This is a genomic window from Streptomyces sp. NBC_01296, assembly GCF_035984415.1.
GTDB lineage: Bacteria > Actinomycetota > Actinomycetes > Streptomycetales > Streptomycetaceae > Streptomyces.
Genome location: NZ_CP130720.1, coordinates 1,126,471 through 1,150,364, shown reverse-complemented (window position 1 = coordinate 1,150,364; position 23,894 = coordinate 1,126,471). Strand labels below are relative to the sequence as shown.

Genomic DNA, 23,894 nt, shown 5'->3' with positions numbered 1-23,894 from the left:
CGGTGTCCGCGACACCGCGCCCTTCCTGCCCCTTGCCGCCGACCGCGGGCTGCCGCGGGACGTGTCGGACGAGGCCCGGGCCGGCTTCGACGGCTGGGGGCGCGATGCGCACGGCGCGACCTGGATCACCTGGGCCGAGCTGACGGCGGTCGACTGGGACGAGGGCGCTGCCGAGGTCGACGAGTGCGTCCACGAGTACCGCCGCGGCCCCGACGGCTCTTGGGAGCTGTACGGCCGAAACAGCAGCCTCACCCGCTTCGCCGAGGTGTCCGGCCTGAGCGGTCCGCGCGATCTGTACCGTGCGGGGCGCACGCAGCCGGAGGGGAGTGAATGGTACGACGGCGACCGGCTCTTCCGGGTCGGCAGGCTTACGCGGAAGCAGGCCGTACCGGACTCCGACTGGGGAGCGGTCTGGGCCGTCATGCGCACTCTTGCGGGCCTCCACGGTGACGAGGGCGTCCGTCTCGTCGTCTGGTTCGACTGCTGACCCCCTCATCGGGTTGGGGGAATGCGATCACCCGGGGCTGCGACCGGGGCGGGAGGTGAGTACGGTCTGCCCATGCAGATCGACGGAGCCGGCAGGCAGCAGCGGGGGCATGTTCTTCTCATAGCGGGCGACGCCGCCGTACGGCGGCGGGCCGTTCAAGTCGCGCCCAGTGCGAATCTGGCCGCGCTCGGAGTGCTGCCCGCAGCGGCGCTGCTGAACAGCCAGGTCCCGGCCGACACCACGTACCTCGACGGGGCCCGGGATCCGAACACCGTGCTGATGCGGCTGCGCACCGCCGCCGCCACGCCGGGGCCGCTGCTCGTCTACCTGTCGGGGCGGCTCACGCTCGACCGCCGCGGGCACCGTCTCCACCTCGCGCTGGCGGGGACCACGGCCTCCACCGTCCGCTACACGGCCCTGCCTTGGGACTGGCTGGGTACCGAGCTCGGGGCCCGCCCCACCGGCCCGACCGCGGTGGTGCTCGACCTCGTCGCCGACAAGTCCGCCTGGCCGGTGCTCCAGGAGTACGGGAGCCTGCCCGCGCCGCCCTCCGCCGAGGTGTACGGGGTCGTCGTCCCGCCCGCCTTCGCCGGCGGGCCACAGCAGGTGAGCGCGTACACCCGGCAATGGATCGACCAGTTGCGCCGCAGCCCCACCCGCCCCGCCAACCTCCAGCTGCACGCCTTCGCCGTCGGAGCCGCCGCCCTGCCGCCCGGCACCCTCGTCCTGCCCGCCACGCGCGAACTCAGCGCCACCGCCGCCCAGCAGGTGCCGCAGGAGCAGGTTCCCGACCCGCGGCCGCACATCCACGCCCTCGCCTCCGGCGGCCGGCACCAGGAGGCCGCCACCCTCGCCCAGGCCTGGGAGCAGCACGTCCTGCAGACCCACGGGTACACCTCACCCGAGGCCACCCACTGGGCCGAGATCCGGGCCGACCTCGCCCGGATGGCCGGGAACTACCGCTCGGCGACCCAGCTGTGGATCAACGCCGGGCACACCCGCCTGGAGCACCAGCCGCCGGACGCCCCCGAGGTCCTCGCGGCCGCGGCGGGCGCCCTGTACTGCTGGACCCAGCTCAAGGACCAGGCGGAGGCCCGCGACGCCGGCCCCGAACTCGTCCGCCTCCTGCGCGCCCTGCCGAGCCTCGAACCGCGGCTCCTGCGGCTGACCCAGCAGCGGCTGGACGTGCTGGAGGGCAGCAGGTCCTAGGTGTGTTGTTCGGGCAGGTTGGCATGCTTGCGGGCCAGGAGGAAGCCCTGGGGGGATTTCTCGTCGTCCGCGGGCTGCCGGACCAGGCGGGCCACTTCCTCCAGGCCGGCCCCGGCGAGCAGGCCGGCGATCAGCTCCGGCGGGGTCCGGTACACGTCCAGGTCGACGGGGTGCCCGTACGCGTGCTCCAGCCGGATCCGCTCGTCGCCCGCCTTGAACGCGATCAGCAGATGGCCGCCCGGCGCGAGCACCCGGGCGAACTCCGCGAACAGCGAGAGAAGTTCCCCCGGCGGGGTGTGCACCGTCGAGTACCAGGCCAGGACCCCGCCGAGCACCCCGTCCGCGACGTCCAGCGCCGCCATCGAGCCCACCTCGAAGCGCAGGCCCGGATACGTCCGCCGGGCCACCGCCACCATCGCCGGGGACAGGTCGACGCCGAACGTCCGTACACCGAGCCCGTCCAGATGGGCCGTCACACGTCCCGGGCCGCAGCCCAGGTCCGCGACCGCCCGGGCCGCGCCGCCCTCGTCGCCGCGCACGCACTCGGCGAAGGCGGCCAGCATGGCCCGGTCCAGCGGCTTGTTCGCCAGCTCCGCGCCGAGGAGCCGGGCATAGTCGACGGCGACGGCGTCGTAGGACGCTCGTACGGAGTTCAGGTCCGAGGTCTCCTTCATGCCCTCGGACACTATCCCGCCCGCCCCCGTCCGTCGGCCCCGGCCAGCGGATTGTCCAGCTCCGCCCACTGGTCGCCCGGGATTCCGGGGCTCAGCCGCATCAGTGTCAGGGCCTTGGTCGGCAGCGGCGCGGTCAGCAGGGCCTCGGTGTCGGCGGTGGCCGGGAGGCCCGCGGCCTGGGCCAGCGCCTCGCCGAAGGCCGCCGCGGAGCCCGTCGTGGCCCCCAGCGTCCCGGTCAGCAGGGAACCGAACAGTTTGCGCCGCAGCAGGGCCACGTCGTCGGTGATCAGCCGGCCCGACAGCGGCGGCACCGGCAGGCCGTGCCGGACGAGCCGCTCCGGGCTGATCCGGATGTCGGCCAGATCGCGGTAGACCAGCCGCAGCGGGTCCCCGGCCGGGGACAGGACCACGAGGAGGTTCTGGCCGTGTGCCTCCAGCGCCACCCCGAGGTCCAGCACCCGCAGGCACACCGAGAGCGCGAGCCGGGCGAACTCGGCCCGCCAGGCCGCCGAGCGCGCGAACGGCGACAGGGCCAGGGCCGCCACCGGGGCGACCCACTCGCCCGCCGCAGCGTCCGCGTACACCTCGGGCGGCTCGCGGAGCACCGCGGCCAGGTCCGGGCTGTGCGCGGTCGCGGCGCCGAGGGTCCGGGTGATGTGCAGCCGCCCGTCGAGCCGTTCGGACAGCGCCTGCGCGAACGCGGACACCGCGGCCGCCGTCTCGATGGAGTACTCCGAGATGTCCCGTACGGAGGAGGTCAGCCGGGTGCTCAGCGCCGTCTTGACGTGGGCCCCGCCCGCCACCGGGGCGAGGGTGCGCAGGGCCATCAGCGGATGTGCCGCGAAGCCGGGGCGCACCGCCCCCGGCCCCCGGCCCGTCTGTTTCAGGACGTGTTCCGCCTGCCACGGGTGCACCGGCAGCAGGAGCCGGCCGCCTGCCCGCAGCTCGGCCGGCCAGGCGCCCGTGACCAGGCATTCCTCGGCCCGTACGGCCACCAGCCCGAGCTCGACCACCGGCCGGTGCTCCGGCGCGTACGCCAGCTGCTCGGCCACCGAGAATCCGGGCCGGGAGCGGCAGTTGGGGTGGTACGGATGGCCGTCGACCACCCGCTGCTCCCACTCCCAGCAGGCCTGCGGGGCCTCGTCCTGAGCCGTCGGCCGTCCGGCCCGGGACAGCGCGAGCGAGGCCGTGCTGTCGTCCAGCTCGGCGGCGAAGGCGTCCCCGTGCGGCACCCGCAGCGCCGCCACCAACCGCCCGGCCTGCCGGTACGGGGTGCCGTCGAGCAGCACCTCGGCAACGTACGGGTCGGTCGCGTACGGGTCCGGCAGCGGGCCCTCCAGCCGTCTGCCCCCGGACAGCAGGAGCGCCAGCCCGCCGGGCCCGCGCTCCCGGCGCTCCACCCACGGCAGCGGTTCGAAGGCCAGCGCCCGCCACAGCCGGGTCAGTACGGCGGCCCGGGCGCCGCCGAGCGCGGCGCCGTAGGCGGCACCGAGCGCGGGGCGCACCTCGGCCAGCTCGGCGGAGACGGCCTCTTCGGCCGGGGAGGCGGGAAGGTTCATGCTGGGGTCCAGGGCCCTGTTCCTCTCACGGGTGACGTGGTGATCACTTCATCATCGCGGATACTGAAGATCACGGCCGGTGGTACGCCCCGCGAACTCCCGGCGCATTGGATGGACCGAATGGAATCCGTGGACCTCAACGCCGCCGCCGACGCGTACGCCGGCACCCCTCTGCTGAACTGCCTGCTGCGGGAAGCGGCCGATCCCGCCGAGGAACTCGCAGCCACGACGGAACACGCCGACGCAGGGCGCGTCCACCGGCTGCGCGGCAGCGGGCGGCTGCTGCGGGTGCGGGGCGGGCGCCGGCCGGTGCGCCCCGAGCTGCGCACGGCGGAGGGCTGGCATCCGCTCAGCCACACCGAGCTGGTCAAACTGACCGCCGACGAGCTGTACCGGTACACGGGCGCGGCGAACGACGAGCTCCCGGTCGAGATCGCCGACAGCCGCGAGGCCGTCGCCGCGCTGCTGGCTGCCCGCGCCGCGACCGCGCCCCCGCAGGACCCGTACGTGCTCTCCGAGCAGTCGCTGGTCATGGGACACCCGTACCACCCCGCCCCCAAGGCCCGGGGCGGCGCGCCCGCCGCGAGCTGGCTGCCGTACGCGCCGGAGGCGTACGCCCGGTTTCCGCTGGTCTTCCTGGGGCTGCGCGAGGACCAGGTGGCCGAGGAGGGCGGGCCGGCCGCAGCCGGTGCGATCGACTCGCTGGCCGGGCTGCTCGACGGACCGCGACCGCCCGCCGGGTACCGGCTGCTGCCCGCGCATCCGTGGCAGCTCGACCTGCTGGGCTGCTCGGCGGCCGTACGCGAGGCCTTCGCCGACGGGCGGCTGCTGCGGCTCGGCCCGGGGCGGCTCCCGGCCTGGCCGACCGCCTCGATCCGGACCCTGTACGTACCCGGCGGGAGCGGCCGGGAGCGGGACCTCTTCGTGAAGTTCAGCCTCGACGTCCGGATCACCAACGACGTGCGCCGGCTGTGGCGGCACGACCTGCTGAAGCTGCGCCGTACGGACGCCGCGGTCGAGGCCGGGTTCGCCGATCTGCGCAGCTCCGGGTCCAACGCGGTCTGGCTCGCCGACCGCGGCTACCGGACGGCGGCCTTCGCCTTCGAGGAACTCGCCGTCCTGGTCCGCGACGGCCTGCACGCACAAGTGGAGCCCGGGGCCGCGCCGTTGGCGTCCGCCGCGCTCGCCGAGGGCTTCGCGGGCAGCCCGCTGGCCGCGACGAGCGATCCGGGCGGCTGGTGGCGGGCGTATCTGCGCCATGTCGTCCCGCCCGTGCTCGAGTTGTTCGCCCGGCACGGAGTCGTCCTGGAGGCGCACCTGCAGAACACCCTGGTCGCGGTCGACGCCCGGGGCCTGCCGGTACAGGCCCTGTTCCGGGACGCGGAGGGGGTCAAGCTCCTGCCGGACGTGGAGCGCGAAGCCGCCTGGCAGCGGCTGGTGTACTGCCTGGTGGTCAACCACCTGACCGAGGTGGCGGGGGCGCTCGCCGAGGCGCACCCGGACGCGGCCGCCGCGGTGTGGCCGGCGGTGCGCGAGGAGTTCCTGCGCTACGACGCCGAACGCGGCCTTCCCGAGATCGCGGAGCTGCTCGCGGCCCCCGCCCTCCCGGCCAAGACGAACCTGCTGCTGCGCTGGACCCGCGCCGACGGCGCGGACGCACGCTACATCCCGCTCCCGAACCCGCTGCGCGGCTAAGGCGTTTCCTTCGGATCGTCTTGTTGACCGGATGAAGATGGCGGCGAGGTGGAGCCCGGCAAGGTAGACGGTGGCAGGCTTGTCATCCCGAGTGGCCAAGCCTCGCCACTGCTTGAGCTTGTTGATGCGCCGCTCGACGGTGTTCCGCTGCTTGTAGGCCTCGCGGCCGAAGGCTGGCGGGCGGCCACCGTGGCGGCCGAGTCGTTTGCGGTTGGCGGCCTGGTCGGCGGGCTGTGGGATCACCGTGCGGATGCCGCGTCGTCGCAGGTGGCGGCGGATGGCCCGGGATGAGTACGCCTGGTCCGCCACGACTGCGGCCGGTGTCGACCGTGGTCGGCCGACCGGCCGGGGCACCGGATCCGGGCCATGACCCGCTCGAACGCGGGCGCATCACCGGCCTGGCGCGGCGTGAGGACAAATGCCGGCGGCCGGCCGCAGCCCCTTTTGACGGGCTCCGACGGCGTGTTGGTGAGCGCGGACGGTCGTGGAGTCCACCGCGACGGCCCAGTCGAGATCACCCTCGGCATCCGCCTGGGCAAGCAGGGCGCTGAAGGCCCTCTCCCAGGCCCCGTCGATCGCCCACATCCGCAGCCGGTTGTGGGCACCCTTCGACGACCCGAACTGCTCGGGCAGGTCCATCCACGGAGTCCCGGTGCGGTACTTGAACGCGATCGCGCCGATCACCTGACGGTGATCCCGCCACCGGCCACCCCGCCGAGGCGTCCGGTCCGGCAGCAACGGCTCGATCCGCGCCCACTGCGCGTCAGCCAACGACACACACCAACCAACGCTCAGATGATCGGAAGGGAACGCCTTAGGTCTGCGGTGCCAGGGTGCGCACGACGTCGAACTCGTTGCCTTCGGGATCGGCCATGACCACCCAGCTGCGGTCCGGGCCCTGGCCCACGTCCACCTTGGTGGCGCCGAGGCCGAGCAATCGGGTCACCTCGTCCTGCGTGCTGACGTCGATCGGGCTGACGTCGAGGTGAAGCCGGTGCTTCACGGTCTTGCCCTCGGGCACGCGGATGAACACCAGGGTGGGCGGCATCTGACGAGCCCGGACATCGTCGACGGTCGGCACCCAGGAGCCGATCTCGACCTCGGCCTCGCTCCGGTCGATCACCTTGAAGTCCAGGACCTCGCACCAAAAGGCCGCGAGCCTCTCCGGATCGTGACAGTCAACGGTCAACTCGGTGAACCTACTTGTCATGCTTCTCCCAGATAGTGCGGACGGGCTCAGAGTAGGCCGCACGTCCCACAGATCCGAGATCGGTGGCGTCGGGGCCTCGGGGCGTCGGGATCCGGCCAAGGTGGGTGGGGATCCCGGAGCCCTCCCACCGAGAGGTATAGACCAATGCTAGGTTGGTCGGGCAGAGCGAGCAGTCCTTGACCACCCGTCAGAGGAGAAGCCATGCCCTCCCCTTCGCGGGACGGCGGCCCGGCCGCCGTGCCCAAGTACCAGCGGATCGCCGCAGCACTGCGGCGCGAGCTCGAGAGCGCCGCGGCCCCCGGCGGCAGACTGCCCTCCGAACGCACCCTGGCCGCCCGCTACCAGGTCAACCGGCAGACCGTCCGGGCCGCGCTCCAGCACCTGCGCGAGGACGGCCTCGTCGTCACCGAACGCCGCGGCACCCGGTCGGCCGTCGAGGCCCCGGCAGCGCCGCGGCGCAGAGCAGCCGCACAGGCGGCCGGACCGGTCGCCGTACCCGGCGCCGCGCCGGTCGCCGCAACCGCCGCCGTGCCCGCCGCCGAGACCGCCCAGAGCCGGCTCACCCTGGTCACCGTGCCGCCCTCGCTCGCCGCGCTGCTCGGCATGCAGGGCGGGGACCGTACCCTGGTCCACCACCGCCGAGAGCGCGGCCCGTCGGGGGAGACGCTCCGGCACGCCGTCACGTACCTGTGCCCGCGCGTGATCGCCGAGAGCCCCGAACTCGCCCGCTACCGCTACCGCTACCGCTACCGCGACCGCTCGGCCGTCCGTGACGAGGACCTCGGGCCGCTGCACCGGTGGCTCGAGCGGGCCGCCGAGCAGGGCCGGGTCGCCGAGACCCTCACCATGACCCGCAGCAGCCACCCGCAGGCCGCCGCCGCGGTCTGCGGGCTGACCGTGCGCCGCACCCTGCACGACGGCACCGGCCGGCTGCTCGCCGTCACCGACCTCGCCTTCCCCACCTGGGACCGGCTGACCTTTCACCGGGACCGTGAGGCGGCCGGGTTCCGCGTCACGTGAACCGGACCCTTCGGAAGCGCAGATCCACCAGGGGGCCGTGGTCGGAGTGCGAGGCGCGCGCGTCGCCGTCGTCGGTCGCCCCGACCGTGAGCGCCGCGGGCACCCCGCGGGGAAGTGGGTGGAGGCGTCCGCGCTCCGGTTGCCCGCGGCCACCGCGTACGTGATGCCGGAGGCGATGAGTTCCGTACGGCGGCGTCCGGCACGTCGTCGGGGTCGCCGCCCAGGCTCATGTTCGCGACGGCGGGCTTCCCGGCGTTGCGGGTGACCCGGTCGATTCCGGCGACCACCTGCTCCGTGGTGCCCTGGCCCGACCAGTCGAGCACCCGTACGGACACGAGCTTCGCCTCCTTCGCGTGTCGAGGACGTACGCGGTCACGCCCTGCCCCGCCGCACGAGGTAGCTGCCGGCAACGGTTCCGCTCCGTCGCCATCCGAACCGCCGGTCGCGCGCGCGGATGCGCCTCGCGTGCGCGCGCGGGTAAACGGACGGCCGCATTTCCGGCAATTCTTGACGTATAAGATGAAAGAGACCACCATCTACGGCAGTCAAGGTCCCGCGCCGCAAGCCGACAAGCCCAAGGAGCGAACCCCCATGCCCGCCTTTGCCCCGTCCTCCACTTCCGAAACCGTCTCAGTCGTCCCGCGTCCGCGCCGCGGCATCCAGGCCGCCCGGATCGCGGACCTGCCGCGGATCGAGGAGCCTAGGGAGGTGGCTCCCGCCGATGCGAGGGAGCTCTCACGGGTGTTCTTCCGGCGGCTGCACGAACTGCCCGAGGGCACCCCGGAACACCAGTACGTCCGCAACGCGCTCATAGAGATGAACGCCTCACTCGTCCAGTACGCCGTGCGCCGCTTCCGCGGCCGGGGTGACGGAGGCGACATCGAGGACATCGTCCAGGTCGGCACCATCGGCCTGATCAAGGCGATCGACCGGTTCGACCCGGCCCGCGAGAACGAGTTCGCGACCCTCGCCATGCCGTACATCACAGGTGAGATCAAGCGGCACTTCCGCGACACGTCCTGGGCCGTCCGCGTCCCGCGCCGGCTCCAGGAGCTGCGCATCGACATCGCCAAGGCGAAGGAGCAGCTGACCACCACGCTCGACCGCTCGCCCACCGTCGCCGACCTCGCCGACCACCTCGGCCTCTCGGAGGAGGAGGTCATAGAGGGTCTCGTCGCCGCCAACGGCCACACCAGCGGCTCGCTGGACGCCCCGCACACCGCGCACGCGGAGCGCGGCGAAGGCTCGGCCGACGGCCACACCCTCGCCGACGTCATGGGCGAGGAGGAGCCGGCCCTGGAGCGCGTCGAGGACATCCAGACCCTCGCGCCGCTGCTCGAGCAGCTCACCGACCGCGAGCGCCGCATGCTGCAGATGCGCTTCGGCGAGGAGCTGACCCAGGCGCAGATCGGCGCCGCGCTCGGCATCTCGCAGATGCAGGTCTCGCGCCTGCTGACCCGCCTCCTGGCGCACCTGCGCGCCTCCATGCTGGAGGACCCCGACCCGGCGTGAGGTGGATCACCTCGGCGTTTACCCCGGAACACCCTGGGCACCCGCGGATCCGGAGCGGACCCGTCCGCCGGCCGTGACACGGCCGGCGCGGGGACGGGCGGATCCCGTACCGCTCCACGGCTGCGCCCGGCCCCACCGGCCGGGCGCGCGCCGTTCCCGGTACGACCCGCGAGGTGTATGTGTCCACGCTCCAGGCCGAGCACGTCTACAAGGTGTTCGGAAGGCGACCCGGCGACGCCGCGGCCGCGGTCCGCGCGCTCCGATCCGGAGCCGGCCGCGACGAGCTGCGCGCCGACGGTACGACGGCCGCTGTGATCGACGCCACTTTCCGCGTCGAGCCCGGCGAGATCTTCGTCGTCATGGGTCTGTCGGGATCCGGCAAGTCCACGCTGCTGCGCATGCTGAACGGACTGCTCGAACCCACCGAGGGGCGCATCCTCTTCGACGGCCAGGACCTCACCTCGCTCTCCCGGCGTGAGCTGCGCCACGTCCGCTCCACCAAGATCAGCATGGTCTTCCAGCACTTCGCGCTCTTCCCGCACCGCAGCGTGCTCGAGAACGCCGCCTACGGGCTGGAGGTGCAGGGCGTCCCCCGCGCCGACCGCGAGCGCCGCGCCGCCGAGGCACTGGAGCTGTGCGGGCTCGCCGGCTGGGAGGCCTCCTGGCCCGACGAGCTGTCCGGCGGCATGCAGCAGCGCGTCGGCCTCGCCCGCGCCCTGGCCACCGACGCCGACCTGCTCCTGATGGACGAGTCCTTCAGCGCGCTGGACCCGCTGATCCGCCGCGACATGCAGGACCAGCTGCTGGAGCTCCAGCAGCGGCTCAAGAAGACCATCGTGTTCATCACGCACGACCTCAACGAGGCCATGCGCCTCGGCGACGGCATCGCCGTCATGCGCGACGGCCGCATCGTCCAGCAGGGCACCGCCGAGGACATCCTCACCCGCCCCGCCGACGACTACGTCGCCTCCTTCATCCAGGACGTCGACCGCTCCCGGGTGCTCACCGCCGACGCCGTGATGACCGACCCCGACACCGGCAGCCGCGCCTGCGACTGCCCCAGCGTCACCGCGGACACCCCGCTCGCCGACCTGTGTGCCGTCAGCGCCGTCGTCCCGCACCCCGTCGCCGTCACCGACGACGCCGGGACCGTCGTGGGCTCCGTACCGCAGGACCGCCTCATCGCCTTCATCGGCGACGAACAGCGCCCCCCGATGGCCTGCGTGGAGGTGGCCGCCTGATGCCCCGCCTGCACCTCGGCGCCTGGGTCGACAGCGGAGTCGACTTCCTCCAGCGCCACCTCTCCTGGCTGTTCGACGCCGTCAGCGCGCTCGTCACCGGCCTGTACGACGGCATCCACGCCGTGCTCGACGCACCCGCCCCGCTGCTGTTCGCGGGCATCCTCGCCGTCGCCGCCTGGTGGCTGCGCGGCCTGCTCGCCGCGCTCCTCGCCTTCGCCGGCTTCGCACTCGTCGACTCCGTCGGCCTGTGGGCCGACGCGATGTCCACGCTCTCCCTGGTCCTGGTAGCGACCCTCGTCACCCTCGTGTTCGCGGTCCCCCTCGGCATCTGGGCCTCCCGGTCCGACCGGGTCAGCGCCGTCCTGCGGCCCGTCCTGGACTTCATGCAGACCATGCCGGCCATGGTCTACCTGATCCCCGGCATCATCTTCTTCGGGGTCGGCGTCGTGCCCGGCATCATCGCGACGATCATCTTCTCGCTGCCGCCCGGCGTCCGGATGACCGAGCTCGGCATCCGCCAGGTCGACACGGAACTCGTCGAGGCCGCCGACGCCTTCGGGACCACCCCGCGCGACACCCTCGTACGCGTCCAGCTGCCGCTGGCCCTGCCCACCATCATGGCGGGCATCAACCAGGTCATCATGCTCGGCCTGTCCATGGTCGTCATCGCCGGTATGGTCGGCGGCGGCGGGCTCGGCGGCGCCGTCTACCGGGCCATCGGCAACGTCGACATCGGCCTCGGCTTCGAGGCGGGCATCTCCATCGTCATCCTCGCCATGTACCTGGACCGGATGACCGGCGCCCTCGGCCGCCAGGTCTCCCCGCTCGGCCGGCGCGCGCTCGCCAAGGCGCGGGCCGCCACGAGCGGCGCCGCCAGGCTGTGGAACCACCGCCCCCAGCCCGCCTACGCCGTCACCGGCGCCGTGGTCCTCGCCCTCGTCGCGGGCGGCCTGAACACCTTCGGCGGCTCCGGTCAGCCGGCTGCGGCCGGGGCCGGCGCCGTCGGCAAGGGCCGCAAGATCAGCATCGGCTACATCCCCTGGGACGAGGGCATCGCCTCGACCTACCTGTGGAAGGAGCTCCTGGAGCGCCGCGGCTTCCGGGTGGAGGCGAAGCAGCTCGAGCTCGGAGCCCTGTTCACCGGGATGGCGGGCGGCCAGGTCGACTTCCAGACCGACGCCTGGCTGCCGGTCACGCAGGCCCAGTACTGGGAGAAGTACGGGAACAAGCTGGACGACCTCGGCTCCTGGTACGGACCGACCTCCATCGAACTGTCCGTCCCCTCTTACATGAAGGACGTCACCTCCCTCGCCGACCTCAAGGGCAAGGGCGGCGAGTTCAAGGGCCGGATCATCGGCATCGAGCCCAGCGCGGGCGCGATGGGGATCCTGAAGGGCAAACTGCTCAAGGAGTACGGCCTCGACGGCGAGTACCAGGTCGTCGACGGATCGACCCCCGGCATGCTCGCCGAACTGAAGCGGGCCTACGAGAAGCAGGAGCCGGTGGCGGTCGTGCTCTGGTCGCCGCACTGGGCGTACGCCTCGTACGACCTGAAGAAGCTCGAGGACCCCAAGGGGGCCTGGGGCAAGGGCGACGGCATCCACACCCTGGCCCGCAAGGGCTTCGCGGCCGACGAGCCGGAAGTGGCCTCCTGGCTGCGCTCGTTCAAGCTGACCGAAGCCCAGCTGACCGGACTGGAGGCGAAGATCCAGGAGGCCGGCAAGGGCAAGGAGCAGCAGGCCGTCCGCGCCTGGCTGACGGAGCACCCGGAGATCGCGAAGGCCGCGTGACCGCCGCGAGGCCGTGAGGACGCCGGCGGTCGGTGGGGAGTGCGCGCCACCGACCGTCGGGCTCCGGATCTCCGCGGCGGGGGCCGAGCCGGTTCGGCGGGTCTGCACGGGGAACGCACCCCTGACCAGCCGAGATCCTGGAGGATCGGCCCGTGCCCCGGAGGGGCGGTCCATGGCACAGTGCCAGGAGCACAACCGCCGGACCAGGGAGCCCCCATGCGCGAACCGCCCCCCGTGCCCCGGCTCGCGTCCGCCCCCGCAGCCCCGGCGGAGCCGAGCCCGCTGCCGCGCTGCCCCGAGTGCGCGAGCGCACCGGAGCGCATCTCCTGGCGCCAGCGCCCGGGCTGGCCGGTGGTGCTGGTCTTCGACCCCTGCGGTCACCGGTACACCTCGCCGGCCCCGCCGGTCCTGGCCGTCACCCCGCCGCCGCCCGAAGCGTACGAAGGGCCCGCACCGCTCAGCTGGTGAGGAACGCGCCGATCCGCTCGGCGAACGCCTCCTCGCCGACGATCTCGATGCCCGCCTCCTGCGCCTTGGCCACCTTGCTGTCGGCCTTGGCGCCCGCCACGAGCAGCGTCGTGCGCCCCGCTATGCCGCTCGCGGCCCCTCGGCGACGAGGAGCTGTGCCCGGGCTGCCGCCAGGAGCGTCCGGAGGTGCCGCCCCGCCGACCGCCGACCGCCGACCGCCGACCGCCGCACGGGGCGCGTCAGCCGCGAGGACGGCGATGCCCTTGGGCGGGCACCTCACGCCCCCCCTTGGCAGACGACTGATGATCGCTCCAGGATGGTGTGCGACGAACTCGAACAGGTCGTCCGCCCAGGCAGTCCCCTTGGCCTTGACCCTGTCCACGAAGTCGTCCCAGGCGTTCGCAGCCCTGGGGGTGCGCTGTGCGGGCGGTGGATCGAATGCCTCGTGGATCGGCTTGCATGCCTCCACGGTCTCCGAGGCGGTGGCGAGGTGGCCAATGACGTCTTGCATGGGCGCCGGCCGATCGGTGGTGCTGAGATGCTCCCAGAGTGCGGTCGCGGCGGAAGCGCACTCTTCGACGTTGCGCCGAAGGTTGATGCGTGCGTCGAGCCAGGTCGCATACGGGATTCTCTTGAACGTGAACTCGCTGACCTGGACAGCGAACTCGGCTCTCCACTGGGTCTGGCGATCCGCCATCCAGAAGGTGAAGCGAGTGGGCAGCTCGTTGTACTTGATCACCGCATAGCCACCGCTGAGGATGGGCACTTGGGTGTCACTCATCCCCCCGATGGCCTGAGCACCGGCGTCCTGTGACGAGCTCTTGTGGACTCGGCCGACGATGCTTCCGCATACCCCGGCCACCGGGGCACACCGGACCGGCGAGGACGTCGTCGCGGACATGCGGAGGCACCGCAGCCGGAGGAGGATGGAACCTGGCCTGACCCCCGGTGCCGCTGTGGGCAGGGGCGACTGTGACGGACCGCGCTGCTTCCGGAGCCGAGGCCGACAGCGGCTTCTCCTTCGAACCCTCCCGGTTCGAGCTCTCCCGGCACTGGCCGTCGGCGGCCGTGGTCCTCGACGCGAAGTACGCGGCCCTGGCCCTGCTGCCTGCCGCCATCGTCTGGCGCTCTCCATCGGGAGGCTCGACGTCGTGGCCGCCTTGATGGACGTCAACGAGAGGATCGCCGGCGTCGATGTCGGGTGGTCCCCCCCGGGCTCGGGCTCGGGCTCGGACTCCTGTTCTCCGCAGGGACGGTGGCCTTCCTGCCTGGTGGCCGTGCGGCTCGACCGGAGACGGCGGGCCGGCGAGGGCGGGACGCGCCAGGTGCCTCCGTGCCCCTCGTACCCGCGGGAGGTCCCGGCCGAGGGCCGAGGCCGAACCGGCCGACCCGATTCCACCGGGTGAGGTGACTCGGCGAGGGGATGGTGCAGATGAGCACGACCGGACAGAAGGGCAGGATGCTTCGCCGGGCGGCGGTTGCCGCGTGCGCGGTGCTCGCCGCAACGTTCACCGGGACCACCACGGGTGTCGGCACCGCGGCCGAGCCGAGGCCCGACGTGGTCTACCTGATCGCCGCCGCCCCGCTGGACGGGGCCGTCGTGCGGGGCGGGGCCGAGGTCAACGGACGGGTCTACCCCCGCAGCATCGTTCAGCGCGTCGGCCCCGCCGACCCGGTGAACCAGGTCGAATACCATCTCGGCCGACACTGGAAGAGCTTCCTCGCGACCGTGGGGCTGCGCGACGACTCCCCGACCGGAGGCACGGTGTCCTTCGAGGTGTCACTCGACGGAACGCCCGTCCACCGCACCGAGCTCACCGTCGGCCAGTCCCGCGACATCGTCGTCGACACCGGCGGCGCCTTCCGGATGAAGCTGACGGTCACCGGACCCGGCCGGCAGGGAGGGATCAACTACGGTGCCTGGGGCGATGCCCGGCTGACGACCTCGTGAACGCCCCCGGCGGCCCCTCGTCCGGGAGGTCCCGGCTGCGTCCGGCGTCTGTGCGAGGCCATGTACGCGCTGTTCCGGTACCGCACGCACTTCCAGGACTGGACCGCCGCCTACGGGCTGGGCATTGAGGCCGCGGACGGATGAAACGCCGAGAGAAAACGACCTAGAACCGTCAGCTTGTGCGCGGTCGCCCCGTGCGGGTGGCGCGAGCCGGTCCCGGCAGCTGCCTGCTCGGCCAGGGAGTCCAGCTTGACGACGACCCCGTCGATGCCGAAGGGCAGCCGGGCGCGCAGGGCCGCGATCCGGTCGACGTGCTCCTGCACTTCGGCGACCGTGGCCACCACCGTCAGCCCGGCGGGGGTGGCCGCGGCCGTCTGGACGCCTGCGGCGGCGACGAAGGCCATCACCTCCGCATGCGTGCTCCCGGGCAGCACCGCGGGGCCATCGGTGCGTTCGGGGCCGTCGAGTTCGACCGCCCCGAACGCCCAGAACGTCATCTCCACCGTGTACGGACGGCCCTTGGCCCGGAGCGTGCCGGCCGCGCCGTTGCGCGCGTTGGAGAACGCCCCGGCGCCGTGCGCGGCGCGTATCTCATTGGCCCGTGCGAACTGGACCGTGGTCAGCAGGGCTTCGCCGCGCACCTCGAAGGAGACGTCCGAGGCCAGCCGCTCCGGCAGCCCGACGATGGTCCCGATCGCATGGGACACGTCCGCGCCGCTCGTCCCGTTGTCCCGGGTGACGAGCTGCACCAGCCGGCCGTTCCGGTACCGGGCCGCCAGCGAGGCCCCGTCGAGCTTCGGCTCGACGACGAAACCGCCCCTGACCGGTGCGCCCAGCCGGCGAACCACCGAGGCCTCCCAGTCGAGCAGGTCCTGCGAGCCGAACGCGTTCGCCGGCGAGAGCATCGCCGCCGTGTGCGCCACCTCCCCGGTCGGCGTGGCCGGGTCGATCTGCTGCGGGTACCGGTCCTCGTACGCCTGAATCAGCGAGACGAGGAGGTCGAACGAGGCGTCGTCGAGCGGCGAATCGCCGGACCCGTAGTACGCGGCGGCGGCCCTGATGGCCGTACCGATCGCGTCGGCGTGATCGTCCCGGGTACCGAGGGCGGAACCGGCAGGAGCGCCGGTGGTGATCGTCATGCCCCGATCCTCGCGCAGGGGTCTGACAAGGCCCGCCGAGTGCCGGGAGACGTGCCAAGGTGGCGGTGAAGAACCGCCGCTGCCGGCTGTTGTCGTCCTGGTTGCGGCAGCTCCAGTGTCCGAAGTGTTCCAGTGTCTTCACCATCTCGGATGAGTACGAGGCCGCCAACCGGCCGGTCCTGCGGTAAGGCCGGGTTTCGCCAATCGCGCACGCGCAGTTCACCCGGCTGCGCCGCGACCAGAGCCCCGAGTCCCTGCGCCTGATGCGCCGTCCTCGGGCGTCCTGACACATGCTCAAAGATGCTTGATTGGAGACTACTTCGAGCAGCATCCTTCAAGTGATCTCCGTGGGCCGCTATCTTGCCAGGCGCATGCCAAAGCGGTGTGTCCGCAATCCGGACCGCACGAGGAGCTGCCCCATGAGACTCATCCGCATCCCCAGGCGCACGCACAGCCGTATCCCCACCCGCATACGCAAGAAGGCCAAGCGGCAGCGCGCGTCCCTCGCCGCGCTGCTCGCCGGGGCCCTCGCCGTGGCGGGGCTGGCCGCCGCCGGGCCGATGACCTCGCCGGCCGCCGCGGCTCCCGCGCCCGCCACGGCGGGCAATGCCACCGGGCTCACCCAGTCCGGGAACACCTTCACCGTCAGTACGGCCAGCGGAGCGAAGGCCCGCGTGGTCGTCGCCCGCGCCGACATCTTCCGGCTCTGGCTGTCACCCGACGGCGCGTTCACCAACGACCCGGCCGGCTCCGACCTCGCCCCGACCACCGACTTCGGCTCCGTCGACACCGCCTTCACCGACGCGGGCGCGTACTACCGGATCAGCACCGGAGCCCTGAACATCCGCGTCAACAAGACACCCCTGCAGTTCTCCGTCTACCGCGCCGACAACTCCACCCTGATCTGGCAGGAGACCCGGCCCACCTCCTGGACGGCCGCCCAGACCACCCAGTACCTGGCCCGCGGCGCCGACGAGCAGTTCTACGGGACCGGCCTGCGCCTCGGCGAATGGGCGCTGCGCGACAAGACCGTCCCCGTCGCCGTCGACAACAAATGGCGCGAGAACAACAACGCCAGCCCCGCCCCCTTCTACATGTCCACCAACGGCTACGGCGTCATGCGCAACACCTGGGCCCCGGGTTCGTACGGTTTCAACGCCCCCACCACCCTCACCCACGACGAGAAGCGCTTCGACGCCTGGTACTTCACCGGCGATTCGCTCAAGTCCGTACTCGACGCGTACACCGACGTCAGCGGAAAGCCCTTCATGGCGCCGATGTGGGGCTTCGAGCTCGGCAATGCCGACTGTTTCAACGCCTCCAACCCCGACTACCAGGGCGACCACAACCGCCTGCGCCACCAGACCACCCCCGACGTGGTCGGCTACGCCACCGACGCCCGCGCAGCCGACATGCCCTCGGGCTGGTTCCTGCCCAACGACGGCTACGGCTGCGGCTACACCGCCCCGCTCAAATCCACCGTCGACGCCCTGAAGGCCAAGGGCTTCCAGACCGGACTGTGGACCTCCACCGGCCTCGGCTCCATCGCCGACGAGGTCGGCGTCGCCGGCACCCGCGGCGTGAAGACGGACGTCGCCTGGATCGGCGGCGGCTACAAGAGCGCCTTCACCGGCGTCCAGCAGGCCGTCGACGGCATCGAGAAGAACTCCGACGCCCGCCGCTACGTCTGGACCGTCGACGGCTGGGCCGGCACCCAGCGCAACGCCGTCGTCTGGACCGGCGACACCAACGGCACCTGGGACGACATGCGCTGGCACGTCCCCGCCATCGCCGGCGCCGGCCTGTCCGGCCTCAACTACGCCTCCGGCGACGTCGACGGCATCTTCGGCGGCAGCCCCAAGACGTACACCCGCGACCTCCAGTGGAAGGCCTTCACCCCCGCCTTCATGACCATGTCGGGCTGGGGCGCGACCAACCCGTCCGCCGGCTATCAGGACAAGCAGCCCTGGCGCTTCGCCGAGCCGTACCTCTCCATCAACCGCAAGTACCTCCAGCTCAAGATGCGGCTGATGCCGTACCTCTACACCATGAGCCGCACCGCCCACGAGAGCGGCGTGCCGAGCACCCGCGCCCTGGTCCTGGAGTACCCGGACGACCCGGTGGCCCGCGGCAACCTCACCAGCGGCCAGTTCATGGCCGGCGACTCCTTCCTCGTCGCGCCCGTCGTCTCCGACACCTCCGTCCGCGACGGCATCTACCTCCCCGCCGGGACCTGGACGGACTACTGGACCGGGAAGACGTACGCCGGCCCGGGCTGGCTGAACAACTACCAGGCGCCTCTCGACACCCTGCCGCTCTTCGTCAAGGGCGGGGCGATCGTGCCGATGTGGCCGCAGATGAACCACTCGGGCGAGAAGCCCGTCTCCACCCTCACCTACGACATCCACCCGCGCGGCAACTCCTCCTTCAGCCTCTACGAGGACGACGGGCTCACCCGCGCCCACCAGTCCGGCGCGTACGCCCGCCAGCAGGTGGACGTCACCGCCCCGGCCGCCGGCTCCGGCACGGTCAGCGTCTCCGTCGGCGCCCCCACCGGCAGCTACACCGGCAAGCCGGCCTCGCGCGGCTACGAGTTCACCCTCCACGTGGCCTCCGCCCCGGGCACGGTGACGGCGGACGGCAGCGCCCTGGCCCGCCAGAGCTCCAAGGCCGGCTACGACGCGGCCGCGTCCGGCTGGTACTTCGACCCGGCCGACCGCGGCGGCATCCTGTGGGTCAAGACCGGTACAAAGTCGGGCGCGTTCGCCGTCACGGCCACCGGCACCTCCGTCCCGGCCGCCGACCCGATCCCGGCGACCTCCGCCCCGATCCCGCAGTCGGCCTGGACCCTGGTCTCCGCCGACAGCCAGGAGACCGCCGCCGAGAACGGCGCGGCTGCGAACGCCTTCGACGGCAACCCGGCCACGCTCTGGCACACCGCCTGGTCCTCGGGCACACCGGCCGCGCTCCCGCACGAGATCCGCATCGACCTCGGCGCCCGCTACGCGGTCGACGGCCTCGGCTACCTGCCCCGCCAGGACGGCGGAGTCAACGGCCGGATCGGCGGCTACGAGGTGTACGTCTCCGACACCGCCACCGACTGGGGCTCCCCGGTCGCGACCGGAACCTTCGCCGACACCGCCGCCGCCAAGTCCGTGTCCCTGCCCGCGAAGACGGGCCGCTACCTCCGCCTCAGGGCCCTGACCGAAGCCGGCGGCCGCGGCCCCTGGACCAGCGCCGCCGAGATCAGCCTCACCGGGCGCGCCGCCCCGCTCCCGGCCGACGCCACCCTCGTGAACGCGGCCTCCGCCCGCTGCGCGGACCTGCCGCACAGCGCCACCGCGCCTGGTACCGAACCCACCCTGTACACCTGCCACGGCGGCCCCAACCAGCGCTGGAGCCTGAAGGCCGACGGCCACGTCACCGGCCTGGGCGGGGTCTGCCTCGACGGTACGAGCGCCTCCCGGATCACCGTCCAGACGTGCAGCGGGGCCGCCGGCCAGACCTGGCAGCCCGGGCCGGACGGCAGCCTCCGTACGCTCGGCCAGTGCCTGGCACCCGTCGGCGCCGCCGCGAACGGCACCGCACTCACCCGCACCGCCTGCGACAACGGCCCGGCCCAGCGCTGGACCTTCACACCCTGACACCGGTCACGGCTCAGGGCGCCGCGCCGCCGAGCACGGCCTGGCAGTCCCGCCAGGCCGGCTCGGTCAGCAGCCCCCGCAGCCGGGTGAACAGGGAGAGGAGCCCCGGCCCGTGGGCCGCTCGGAACGCCGGGTCGATCCGGGCGAGATCCAGCTCGTTCGCCGCGGACAGCTCGGCGAAATCCCGCCGGGACTGCCGGTCGGGGGAGTGGACGTGGCCGGTGAACCGGTCGCGGAACGCCGGCGCCACCGACGACACCGCCTCGTTGTCGGCGGCGCCGGCCCCGGCGGCGTCGGCGCCCGCCGGGTCATCGGCGGCGAGCGTCGGATAGGAGGCCGCGCGGTCACAACTGGCGTAGAAGTAGACGATCTCCTCGGCCCCGGCCCCGATCACCGCGGCCAGTTCGGCCCGCCGGCCGACCGGCAGCAGGGCGGTGGCGAAGCCGTCCGTCCCGTAGAACGCGTGGCACAGGCCCGCGAGCCGGAGATCCGGCCGGGCTCCCCACACCCCGAGCCGCGCGTGGACGCGTTCCAGATGCGCGAGCAGGGTGCCACCGGGGTGGTCCAGCTGCCCGGCGCCGAGTTCGCGCAGCAGCGCGAGGGCGCGCGCCTCCCGGTGCTCGGCCTGAGTCGGTGCCGGCATGGGCGTGGTCCTTTCCCGCGCGCGTGAGTGAGGTGGGCGGGTGGGTCGACACCCGTCCGCGCCCGCGCCGGGTCCGGACCGTGGCGCGGGCGCGGACGGGTTGCCGCCCTGGGCCCTGAATTGATCGTTGTCCACCCGCAGACCCAAGTCAATCCTCTGATTCCCTATCAAGACCCAAGCTGGAGCTTGGAGTAGCCTGGAATCCATGACTCTCGACGATCTCCGCGTCTTCGTGGCCGTCTGCCGGGCCGGCAGCCTCAGCGCCGTCGCCCGCGACCTCGGCTGCACCCAGTCGGCCGTCAGCCAGCACGTCCGCCGGCTCGAGAAGCAGACCGGCACCGATCTGCTGGAGCGGCACGCCCGCGGCGTCGTCCCCACCGAGGCCGGGCGCATCCTCCAGGCGGCCGCCGCCGACGGCATCGCCGGGCTCGACGGCGCCCTGCGCCGCCTCGACGACCTCGTCCGCGGGGACACCGGGTCGGTGCGCATCACCACGGGCGCGACGACCGTACGGCACTTCATGTCCGAGGCCGTCGTTGACTTCCGGCGCCGCCACCCCCAGGTCAGCCTGGAGTTCCAGACCGAGAACTCCAGCCGCAGCTGCTTCGACGCGCTCGCCGCCGACGACCTGGACCTCGCCTGGATCACCATCGGCAGGCCCGTGCGCGGCATCGAACAGCGCCCGGTGATGGAGCTGCCCTGGGTGCTCGCGGTCTGTGCCGACGATCCCCTCGCCGACCGGCCCCGGATCGAGCCGGCCGACCTGGCCGGCATCCGCCACATCAGGCTCCCGGAGAACTCCGCGTCCCGCGCCCACCTCGACGCCGCCTTCGCGGAATCGGGCATCCGGATACGGTCCGACACCAGCGTGGCCGACTGGGACACCGCCCTGCTGCTGGCCGAACTCGGCCTCGGCCACGCCGTCGTGCCCGCCCTGCCCGGCTGGCGGGTCCCCGGATCAGACGGCCCGCTGCGCCTCGTCCCGGTCCCGGCCCTGCCGCCGCTCGCGGTCGGCTGGGCCGTCCGCCGCTGGTCGGCCCTCTCCCCGCTGGCCCGCGTCTTCGCCGACGACGTGGCCCGCAGCTGTACGGCGCGCGCCGCGCGGCAGCAGTGAGGCCGGCAGCAGTCCCACGGCGGCCAGCGCCGCCAGTACGAACAGGGCGGTCGGCGAGGCTCCGGCGCCCGCGGCGACGGCGATGCCCAGGGTCGGCCCCACGTTCATCGCCGTCTGCTTGAGCCCGCCCACCACCCCCGCGTACCCGGCCGGGGCGTCCCCGACCACCGTGCCGGTGGCGGTCACCATGACCGCGGCGAACCCGGCGCCGAGCACCGCGAAGGCCGCCATGACCGCCGGGCCGGACCACACCCCCAGCCCGCCGACCCCGAGGACGACCAGGCCCGTACCGGTGAGCGCCGTCCGGCGCGGCCCGTACCGGCGCAGCGCCGTCGCGGCCAGCGGCGCGCCCGCGACCATGCTGCCGGTCAGCGGGAGCACCAGCAGGCCGGTGGCGAGCGGGTCGAGACCCCGTACGTCCTGGAGCAGGAAGGTCGCCGTGAACAGCGCCCCGAACATGCCGCCGGAGACGGCCAGCAGCAGCGCCATCGAGGCCGCGACCGGCCGCGACCGCGCCACGGCGGCCGGTACGAGGGGCTGCGCGGCCCGCCGTTCGTACCGTACGAGCATGACCGCGAGGGCGGCGGCCCCGCCGAGCCCGAGCAGCGTCGGCGGCCCGGTCCAGCCGTGGGCGGGTACGCCGGCCAGCGCATGGACGAGTACGGCGAGGGCCGCGGCCAGCAGCGCCGCACCGGTCAGCGCGGGCCGACCGGATCCGGGACCGTCCGATCCGGTCCGGGGCGGCGGGGGCACCCGTACGGCGAGGGTGAGCGCGGCGAGCGCGAGGGCGATCGGCACGTTCAGCACGAACACGGAACGCCAACCCGACTGCGCGACCAGTACGCCCCCGAGCAGCGGACCGGCCGCGGCGGCCACGCCGATGGCACTGGTCCGGACGGCCACCGGGGTGGCGAGCCGGTCCGGCGGGTAGGCGAGGCGCAGCAGCGCCAGGGTCGCCGGTTGCAGCAGGGCCCCGAACACCCCCTGGGCGGCGCGCAGGGCGATGACCCAGCCGATCCCGGGCGCGAGAGCGATCCCGGCGGAGGTCGCGGCGAAGCCGAGCACGCCGATGAGCAGCAGCCGCCGATGCCCGTACCGGTCGCCGAGGCGGCCGGCGATGACGAGGAACGCGGCCACGGCGAGGAGATAGGCGGTGCTGGTCCACTGGACCTGGGCCACGCTCGCTCCGAGATCGTGGCGCAGGCTGGGCTGCGCCACGCTGAGGACGGTGCCGTCGAGGGCGACGAGCATCGCGCCGCCGACGCTGACGAGCAGCGCGATCCGTTGTCCGGGTCCGGTCATGGGGTGACCGCCCCGAGGTGGGCGTCGAGGGCGGCGTCCACCAGCCGTTCGACGCCGGCCCGGTGGCCGGCCGCGTCGCCGAGGACCAGGGGCAGGCTGCCCCAGGCCCACAGCTGGGCCACGCCGTGCAGGTTGGCCCACAGGGCGGCGGCGGTGACCTCGGGGTCCCCGCCGGCCCGGCAGCGGGAGACGAGACCGACGAGCAGGCGGAACAGGGGGAGGGTGGACTCGCGCAGCTTCGGCTGTTGCCCGGATTCCCCCTGCCCGGCGCCCTCCTGTCCCTCGCTGTCGAGCAGGTCGTGGCGGAACATCAGCTCGAACATCCCGCGGTGCTCCAGCGCGTAGCCGACGTACGCGCACCCGAGCGCCCGCACCTGCCCGCGCGGCGAGGACGCGCCGGCGGTCGCGGCCACGAACCGGCCGCCGAGGTCGGCGAATCCGCGCCGGGCGATCGCCGAGAGCAGGGAGTGGTGGGTGGGGAAGTAGCGCCGGGGTGCGCCGTGCGACACCCCGGCCCGGCGGGCGATCTCGCGCAGGCCGAGGGCGGCGGTGCCCTCGGTCAGCACGAGGTCGACACCGACGTCGATCAGTCGTTCCCGGAGCGGGCTGTGCTGTTCCATGGACAGTGTCTACCAGGCGGTGTAGACACTGTCTACTCCCTGCCGTTCAGCCGATGGAGTGATGGTGCGCAGTTCGTCCTCGGTCAGCGGCTGCGGGCTGGGCCGGCGGATCCGGTACGCACGCACGCTGAGCATGACCATCGCCCGCAACTCCGGGGCGATGAGCACCGGTTGGTCCAGCCAGGCTGCCATGCGCCGCCGGATCGCCGAGGGTGTCGACCGCGAACACCGGCCGCTCGGCGCTGAGGGCGGCGAGATTCGGGTACCACATCGAGGAGTCGGAGCCGGCGCCGTGGAGCACCACCGGGGTCCGGGAGGCGGCCTGCGGATCGGCGGGGCCGAAGCGGCAGACGTGCGTGCTCCCGAAGCTCGTTTCGACGTCCGTCTCGGCGTCCGAGGCCGGCGCGAGGGCGTAGACGGCCCCGCAGGCGGCGAAGTGCCGCTCGCGCAGCTCCTCGTTCACGTAGCGGCCGACGTCGGCCGGGCCGCGGTTGCGGTCGCGCGTCGTGGTCTCGGGCGCGGTGGGCACCTCCGGCGGCGCAGCCAGATCGCGGAGGCGCTGGGCCTCGGCGCCAGCATCCTGGTGGGCCGGCGCACCCACGAGTCGGCCGCATCG

At 73.2% G+C, this 23,894-nt stretch carries 19 protein-coding genes and 4 pseudogenes; 12 read left to right on the top strand and 11 right to left on the bottom strand.

Translation table 11 applies throughout. The annotated features are described in order from the left end of the window. The first annotated feature begins 61 nt into the window (after positions 1-61). Together OG299_RS05565 and OG299_RS05560 are read left to right on the top strand one after the other, a co-directional pair. Entirely contained in the window at positions 62-487 is a 426-nt protein-coding gene (locus OG299_RS05565) for a hypothetical protein (protein WP_327360716.1), read from the top strand. Between the two features lie 72 nt (positions 488-559). Beyond that, positions 560-1,696: a hypothetical protein gene (locus OG299_RS05560; protein WP_266637425.1), complete on the top strand. Its 1,137-nt coding sequence runs from the start codon at positions 560-562 to the stop codon at positions 1,694-1,696. Here the strand turns inward: OG299_RS05560 and OG299_RS05555 are convergent. Both OG299_RS05555 and OG299_RS05550 read right to left on the bottom strand, forming a co-directional pair. Beyond that, positions 1,693-2,370, bottom strand: a complete 678-nt coding sequence (locus OG299_RS05555) for a class I SAM-dependent DNA methyltransferase (protein WP_327360715.1) — start codon at positions 2,368-2,370, stop codon at positions 1,693-1,695. The genes OG299_RS05560 and OG299_RS05555 overlap by 4 nt on opposite strands. Positions 2,371-2,381: 11 nt before the next feature. Continuing rightward, positions 2,382-3,929, bottom strand: coding sequence for an IucA/IucC family protein (locus OG299_RS05550; RefSeq protein WP_327360714.1), 1,548 nt, complete (start codon positions 3,927-3,929; stop codon positions 2,382-2,384). A gap of 111 nt (positions 3,930-4,040) precedes the next feature. Here OG299_RS05550 and OG299_RS05545 point away from each other — a divergent pair, with 111 nt between their 5' ends. Then, positions 4,041-5,624 (top strand): IucA/IucC family protein, encoded by a 1,584-nt coding sequence (locus tag OG299_RS05545; RefSeq protein WP_327360713.1) that lies wholly within the window; start codon positions 4,041-4,043, stop codon positions 5,622-5,624. 30 nt (positions 5,625-5,654) lie between these two features. On the opposite strand, the pseudogene OG299_RS05540 reads toward OG299_RS05545, so the two are convergent. Both OG299_RS05540 and OG299_RS05535 read right to left on the bottom strand, forming a co-directional pair. Further along, positions 5,655-6,401, bottom strand: a pseudogene (locus tag OG299_RS05540) (transposase); the annotation flags it as partial. Between the two features lie 37 nt (positions 6,402-6,438). Next, on the bottom strand, positions 6,439-6,834 hold the full coding sequence (locus OG299_RS05535; protein ID WP_327360712.1) for a VOC family protein: 396 nt from the start codon (positions 6,832-6,834) through the stop codon (positions 6,439-6,441). A 201-nt stretch (positions 6,835-7,035) separates the two neighbouring features. On the opposite strand from OG299_RS05535, the gene OG299_RS05530 reads away from it, so the two are divergent. Further along, positions 7,036-7,854, top strand: a complete 819-nt coding sequence (locus OG299_RS05530) for a GntR family transcriptional regulator (protein WP_327360711.1) — start codon at positions 7,036-7,038, stop codon at positions 7,852-7,854. Positions 7,855-7,873: 19 nt separating this feature from the next. On the opposite strand, the pseudogene OG299_RS05525 reads toward OG299_RS05530, so the two are convergent. Then, a pseudogene (locus tag OG299_RS05525) lies at positions 7,874-8,207 on the bottom strand (S8 family serine peptidase); the annotation flags it as partial. 238 nt (positions 8,208-8,445) lie between these two features. Here OG299_RS05525 and OG299_RS05520 point away from each other — a divergent pair. From OG299_RS05520 to OG299_RS05505, 4 genes are all read left to right on the top strand, one after another. Then, positions 8,446-9,366, top strand: a complete 921-nt coding sequence (locus tag OG299_RS05520; RefSeq protein WP_266637413.1) for a SigB/SigF/SigG family RNA polymerase sigma factor — start codon at positions 8,446-8,448, stop codon at positions 9,364-9,366. A gap of 179 nt (positions 9,367-9,545) precedes the next feature. Next, positions 9,546-10,607: a quaternary amine ABC transporter ATP-binding protein gene (locus OG299_RS05515; RefSeq protein WP_266637411.1), complete on the top strand. Its 1,062-nt coding sequence runs from the start codon at positions 9,546-9,548 to the stop codon at positions 10,605-10,607. Further along, positions 10,607-12,397 (top strand): ABC transporter permease/substrate binding protein, encoded by a 1,791-nt coding sequence (locus OG299_RS05510; RefSeq protein ID WP_327360710.1) that lies wholly within the window; start codon positions 10,607-10,609, stop codon positions 12,395-12,397. Before OG299_RS05515 ends, OG299_RS05510 begins: the two co-directional genes overlap by 1 nt. 216 nt (positions 12,398-12,613) lie before the next feature. After that, a complete protein-coding gene (locus OG299_RS05505; RefSeq protein ID WP_327360709.1) occupies positions 12,614-12,865 on the top strand; it encodes a hypothetical protein in 252 nt (83 codons plus the stop codon). Here the strand turns inward: OG299_RS05505 and OG299_RS05500 are convergent. Continuing rightward, positions 12,855-13,646, bottom strand: a complete 792-nt coding sequence (locus OG299_RS05500) for a hypothetical protein (protein WP_327360708.1) — start codon at positions 13,644-13,646, stop codon at positions 12,855-12,857. The two genes, OG299_RS05505 and OG299_RS05500, sit on opposite strands and share 11 nt — an antisense overlap. A 191-nt stretch (positions 13,647-13,837) precedes the next feature. Here OG299_RS05500 and OG299_RS05495 point away from each other — a divergent pair, with 191 nt between their 5' ends. Further along, positions 13,838-14,029 (top strand): hypothetical protein, encoded by a 192-nt coding sequence (locus tag OG299_RS05495; RefSeq protein WP_327360707.1) that lies wholly within the window; start codon positions 13,838-13,840, stop codon positions 14,027-14,029. Between the two features lie 268 nt (positions 14,030-14,297). Then, positions 14,298-14,816: an NPCBM/NEW2 domain-containing protein gene (locus tag OG299_RS05490; protein ID WP_327360706.1), complete on the top strand. Its 519-nt coding sequence runs from the start codon at positions 14,298-14,300 to the stop codon at positions 14,814-14,816. 110 nt (positions 14,817-14,926) lie between these two features. Here OG299_RS05490 and OG299_RS05485 read toward each other — a convergent pair whose 3' ends face one another. Then, entirely contained in the window at positions 14,927-15,955 is a 1,029-nt protein-coding gene (locus OG299_RS05485) for a hypothetical protein (RefSeq protein WP_327360705.1), read from the bottom strand. 419 nt (positions 15,956-16,374) lie between these two features. Here OG299_RS05485 and OG299_RS05480 point away from each other — a divergent pair, with 419 nt between their 5' ends. Continuing rightward, positions 16,375-19,599, top strand: a complete 3,225-nt coding sequence (locus OG299_RS05480) for a TIM-barrel domain-containing protein (protein WP_327360704.1) — start codon at positions 16,375-16,377, stop codon at positions 19,597-19,599. Between the two features lie 13 nt (positions 19,600-19,612). On the opposite strand, the gene OG299_RS05475 is transcribed toward OG299_RS05480, so the two are convergent. Beyond that, positions 19,613-20,242, bottom strand: a complete 630-nt coding sequence (locus OG299_RS05475; RefSeq protein WP_327360703.1) for a DUF6817 domain-containing protein — start codon at positions 20,240-20,242, stop codon at positions 19,613-19,615. Positions 20,243-20,447: 205 nt separating this feature from the next. Between OG299_RS05475 and OG299_RS05470 the strand changes: the two genes are divergently transcribed. Next, positions 20,448-21,356, top strand: coding sequence for a LysR family transcriptional regulator (locus tag OG299_RS05470; RefSeq protein WP_323179152.1), 909 nt, complete (start codon positions 20,448-20,450; stop codon positions 21,354-21,356). Here the strand turns inward: OG299_RS05470 and OG299_RS05465 are convergent. The 3 genes and pseudogenes from OG299_RS05465 to OG299_RS05455 form a co-directional block, all read right to left on the bottom strand. Then, positions 21,294-22,658 (bottom strand): annotated as a pseudogene (locus OG299_RS05465) (MFS transporter); the annotation flags it as partial. The gene OG299_RS05470 and the pseudogene OG299_RS05465 sit on opposite strands and share 63 nt — an antisense overlap. Next, positions 22,655-23,278, bottom strand: coding sequence for a TetR/AcrR family transcriptional regulator (locus tag OG299_RS05460; protein WP_327360702.1), 624 nt, complete (start codon positions 23,276-23,278; stop codon positions 22,655-22,657). The pseudogene OG299_RS05465 and the gene OG299_RS05460, both read right to left, overlap by 4 nt. Positions 23,279-23,338: 60 nt before the next feature. Next, a pseudogene (locus OG299_RS05455) lies at positions 23,339-23,807 on the bottom strand (hypothetical protein); the annotation flags it as partial. Positions 23,808-23,894: the final 87 nt, after the last annotated feature.

What these genes read in the sequence shown, in the direction of transcription:
- OG299_RS05560 (WP_266637425.1), top strand. Translation starts at nt 560, where the DNA reads ATGCAGATCGACGGAGCCGGCAGGCAGCAGCGGGGGCATGTTCTTCTC.
- OG299_RS05555 (WP_327360715.1), bottom strand. Translation starts at nt 2,370, where the DNA reads ATGAAGGAGACCTCGGACCTGAACTCCGTACGAGCGTCCTACGACGCC.
- OG299_RS05550 (WP_327360714.1), bottom strand. Translation starts at nt 3,929, where the DNA reads ATGAACCTTCCCGCCTCCCCGGCCGAAGAGGCCGTCTCCGCCGAGCTG.
- OG299_RS05545 (WP_327360713.1), top strand. Translation starts at nt 4,041, where the DNA reads ATGGACCGAATGGAATCCGTGGACCTCAACGCCGCCGCCGACGCGTAC.
- OG299_RS05535 (WP_327360712.1), bottom strand. Translation starts at nt 6,834, where the DNA reads ATGACAAGTAGGTTCACCGAGTTGACCGTTGACTGTCACGATCCGGAG.
- OG299_RS05530 (WP_327360711.1), top strand. Translation starts at nt 7,036, where the DNA reads ATGCCCTCCCCTTCGCGGGACGGCGGCCCGGCCGCCGTGCCCAAGTAC.
- OG299_RS05520 (WP_266637413.1), top strand. Translation starts at nt 8,446, where the DNA reads ATGCCCGCCTTTGCCCCGTCCTCCACTTCCGAAACCGTCTCAGTCGTC.
- OG299_RS05510 (WP_327360710.1), top strand. Translation starts at nt 10,607, where the DNA reads ATGCCCCGCCTGCACCTCGGCGCCTGGGTCGACAGCGGAGTCGACTTC.
- OG299_RS05505 (WP_327360709.1), top strand. Translation starts at nt 12,614, where the DNA reads ATGCGCGAACCGCCCCCCGTGCCCCGGCTCGCGTCCGCCCCCGCAGCC.
- OG299_RS05500 (WP_327360708.1), bottom strand. Translation starts at nt 13,646, where the DNA reads ATGAGTGACACCCAAGTGCCCATCCTCAGCGGTGGCTATGCGGTGATC.
- OG299_RS05490 (WP_327360706.1), top strand. Translation starts at nt 14,298, where the DNA reads ATGAGCACGACCGGACAGAAGGGCAGGATGCTTCGCCGGGCGGCGGTT.
- OG299_RS05485 (WP_327360705.1), bottom strand. Translation starts at nt 15,955, where the DNA reads ATGACGATCACCACCGGCGCTCCTGCCGGTTCCGCCCTCGGTACCCGG.
- OG299_RS05480 (WP_327360704.1), top strand. Translation starts at nt 16,375, where the DNA reads ATGAGACTCATCCGCATCCCCAGGCGCACGCACAGCCGTATCCCCACC.
- OG299_RS05475 (WP_327360703.1), bottom strand. Translation starts at nt 20,242, where the DNA reads ATGCCGGCACCGACTCAGGCCGAGCACCGGGAGGCGCGCGCCCTCGCG.
- OG299_RS05470 (WP_323179152.1), top strand. Translation starts at nt 20,448, where the DNA reads ATGACTCTCGACGATCTCCGCGTCTTCGTGGCCGTCTGCCGGGCCGGC.
- OG299_RS05460 (WP_327360702.1), bottom strand. Translation starts at nt 23,278, where the DNA reads ATGGAACAGCACAGCCCGCTCCGGGAACGACTGATCGACGTCGGTGTC.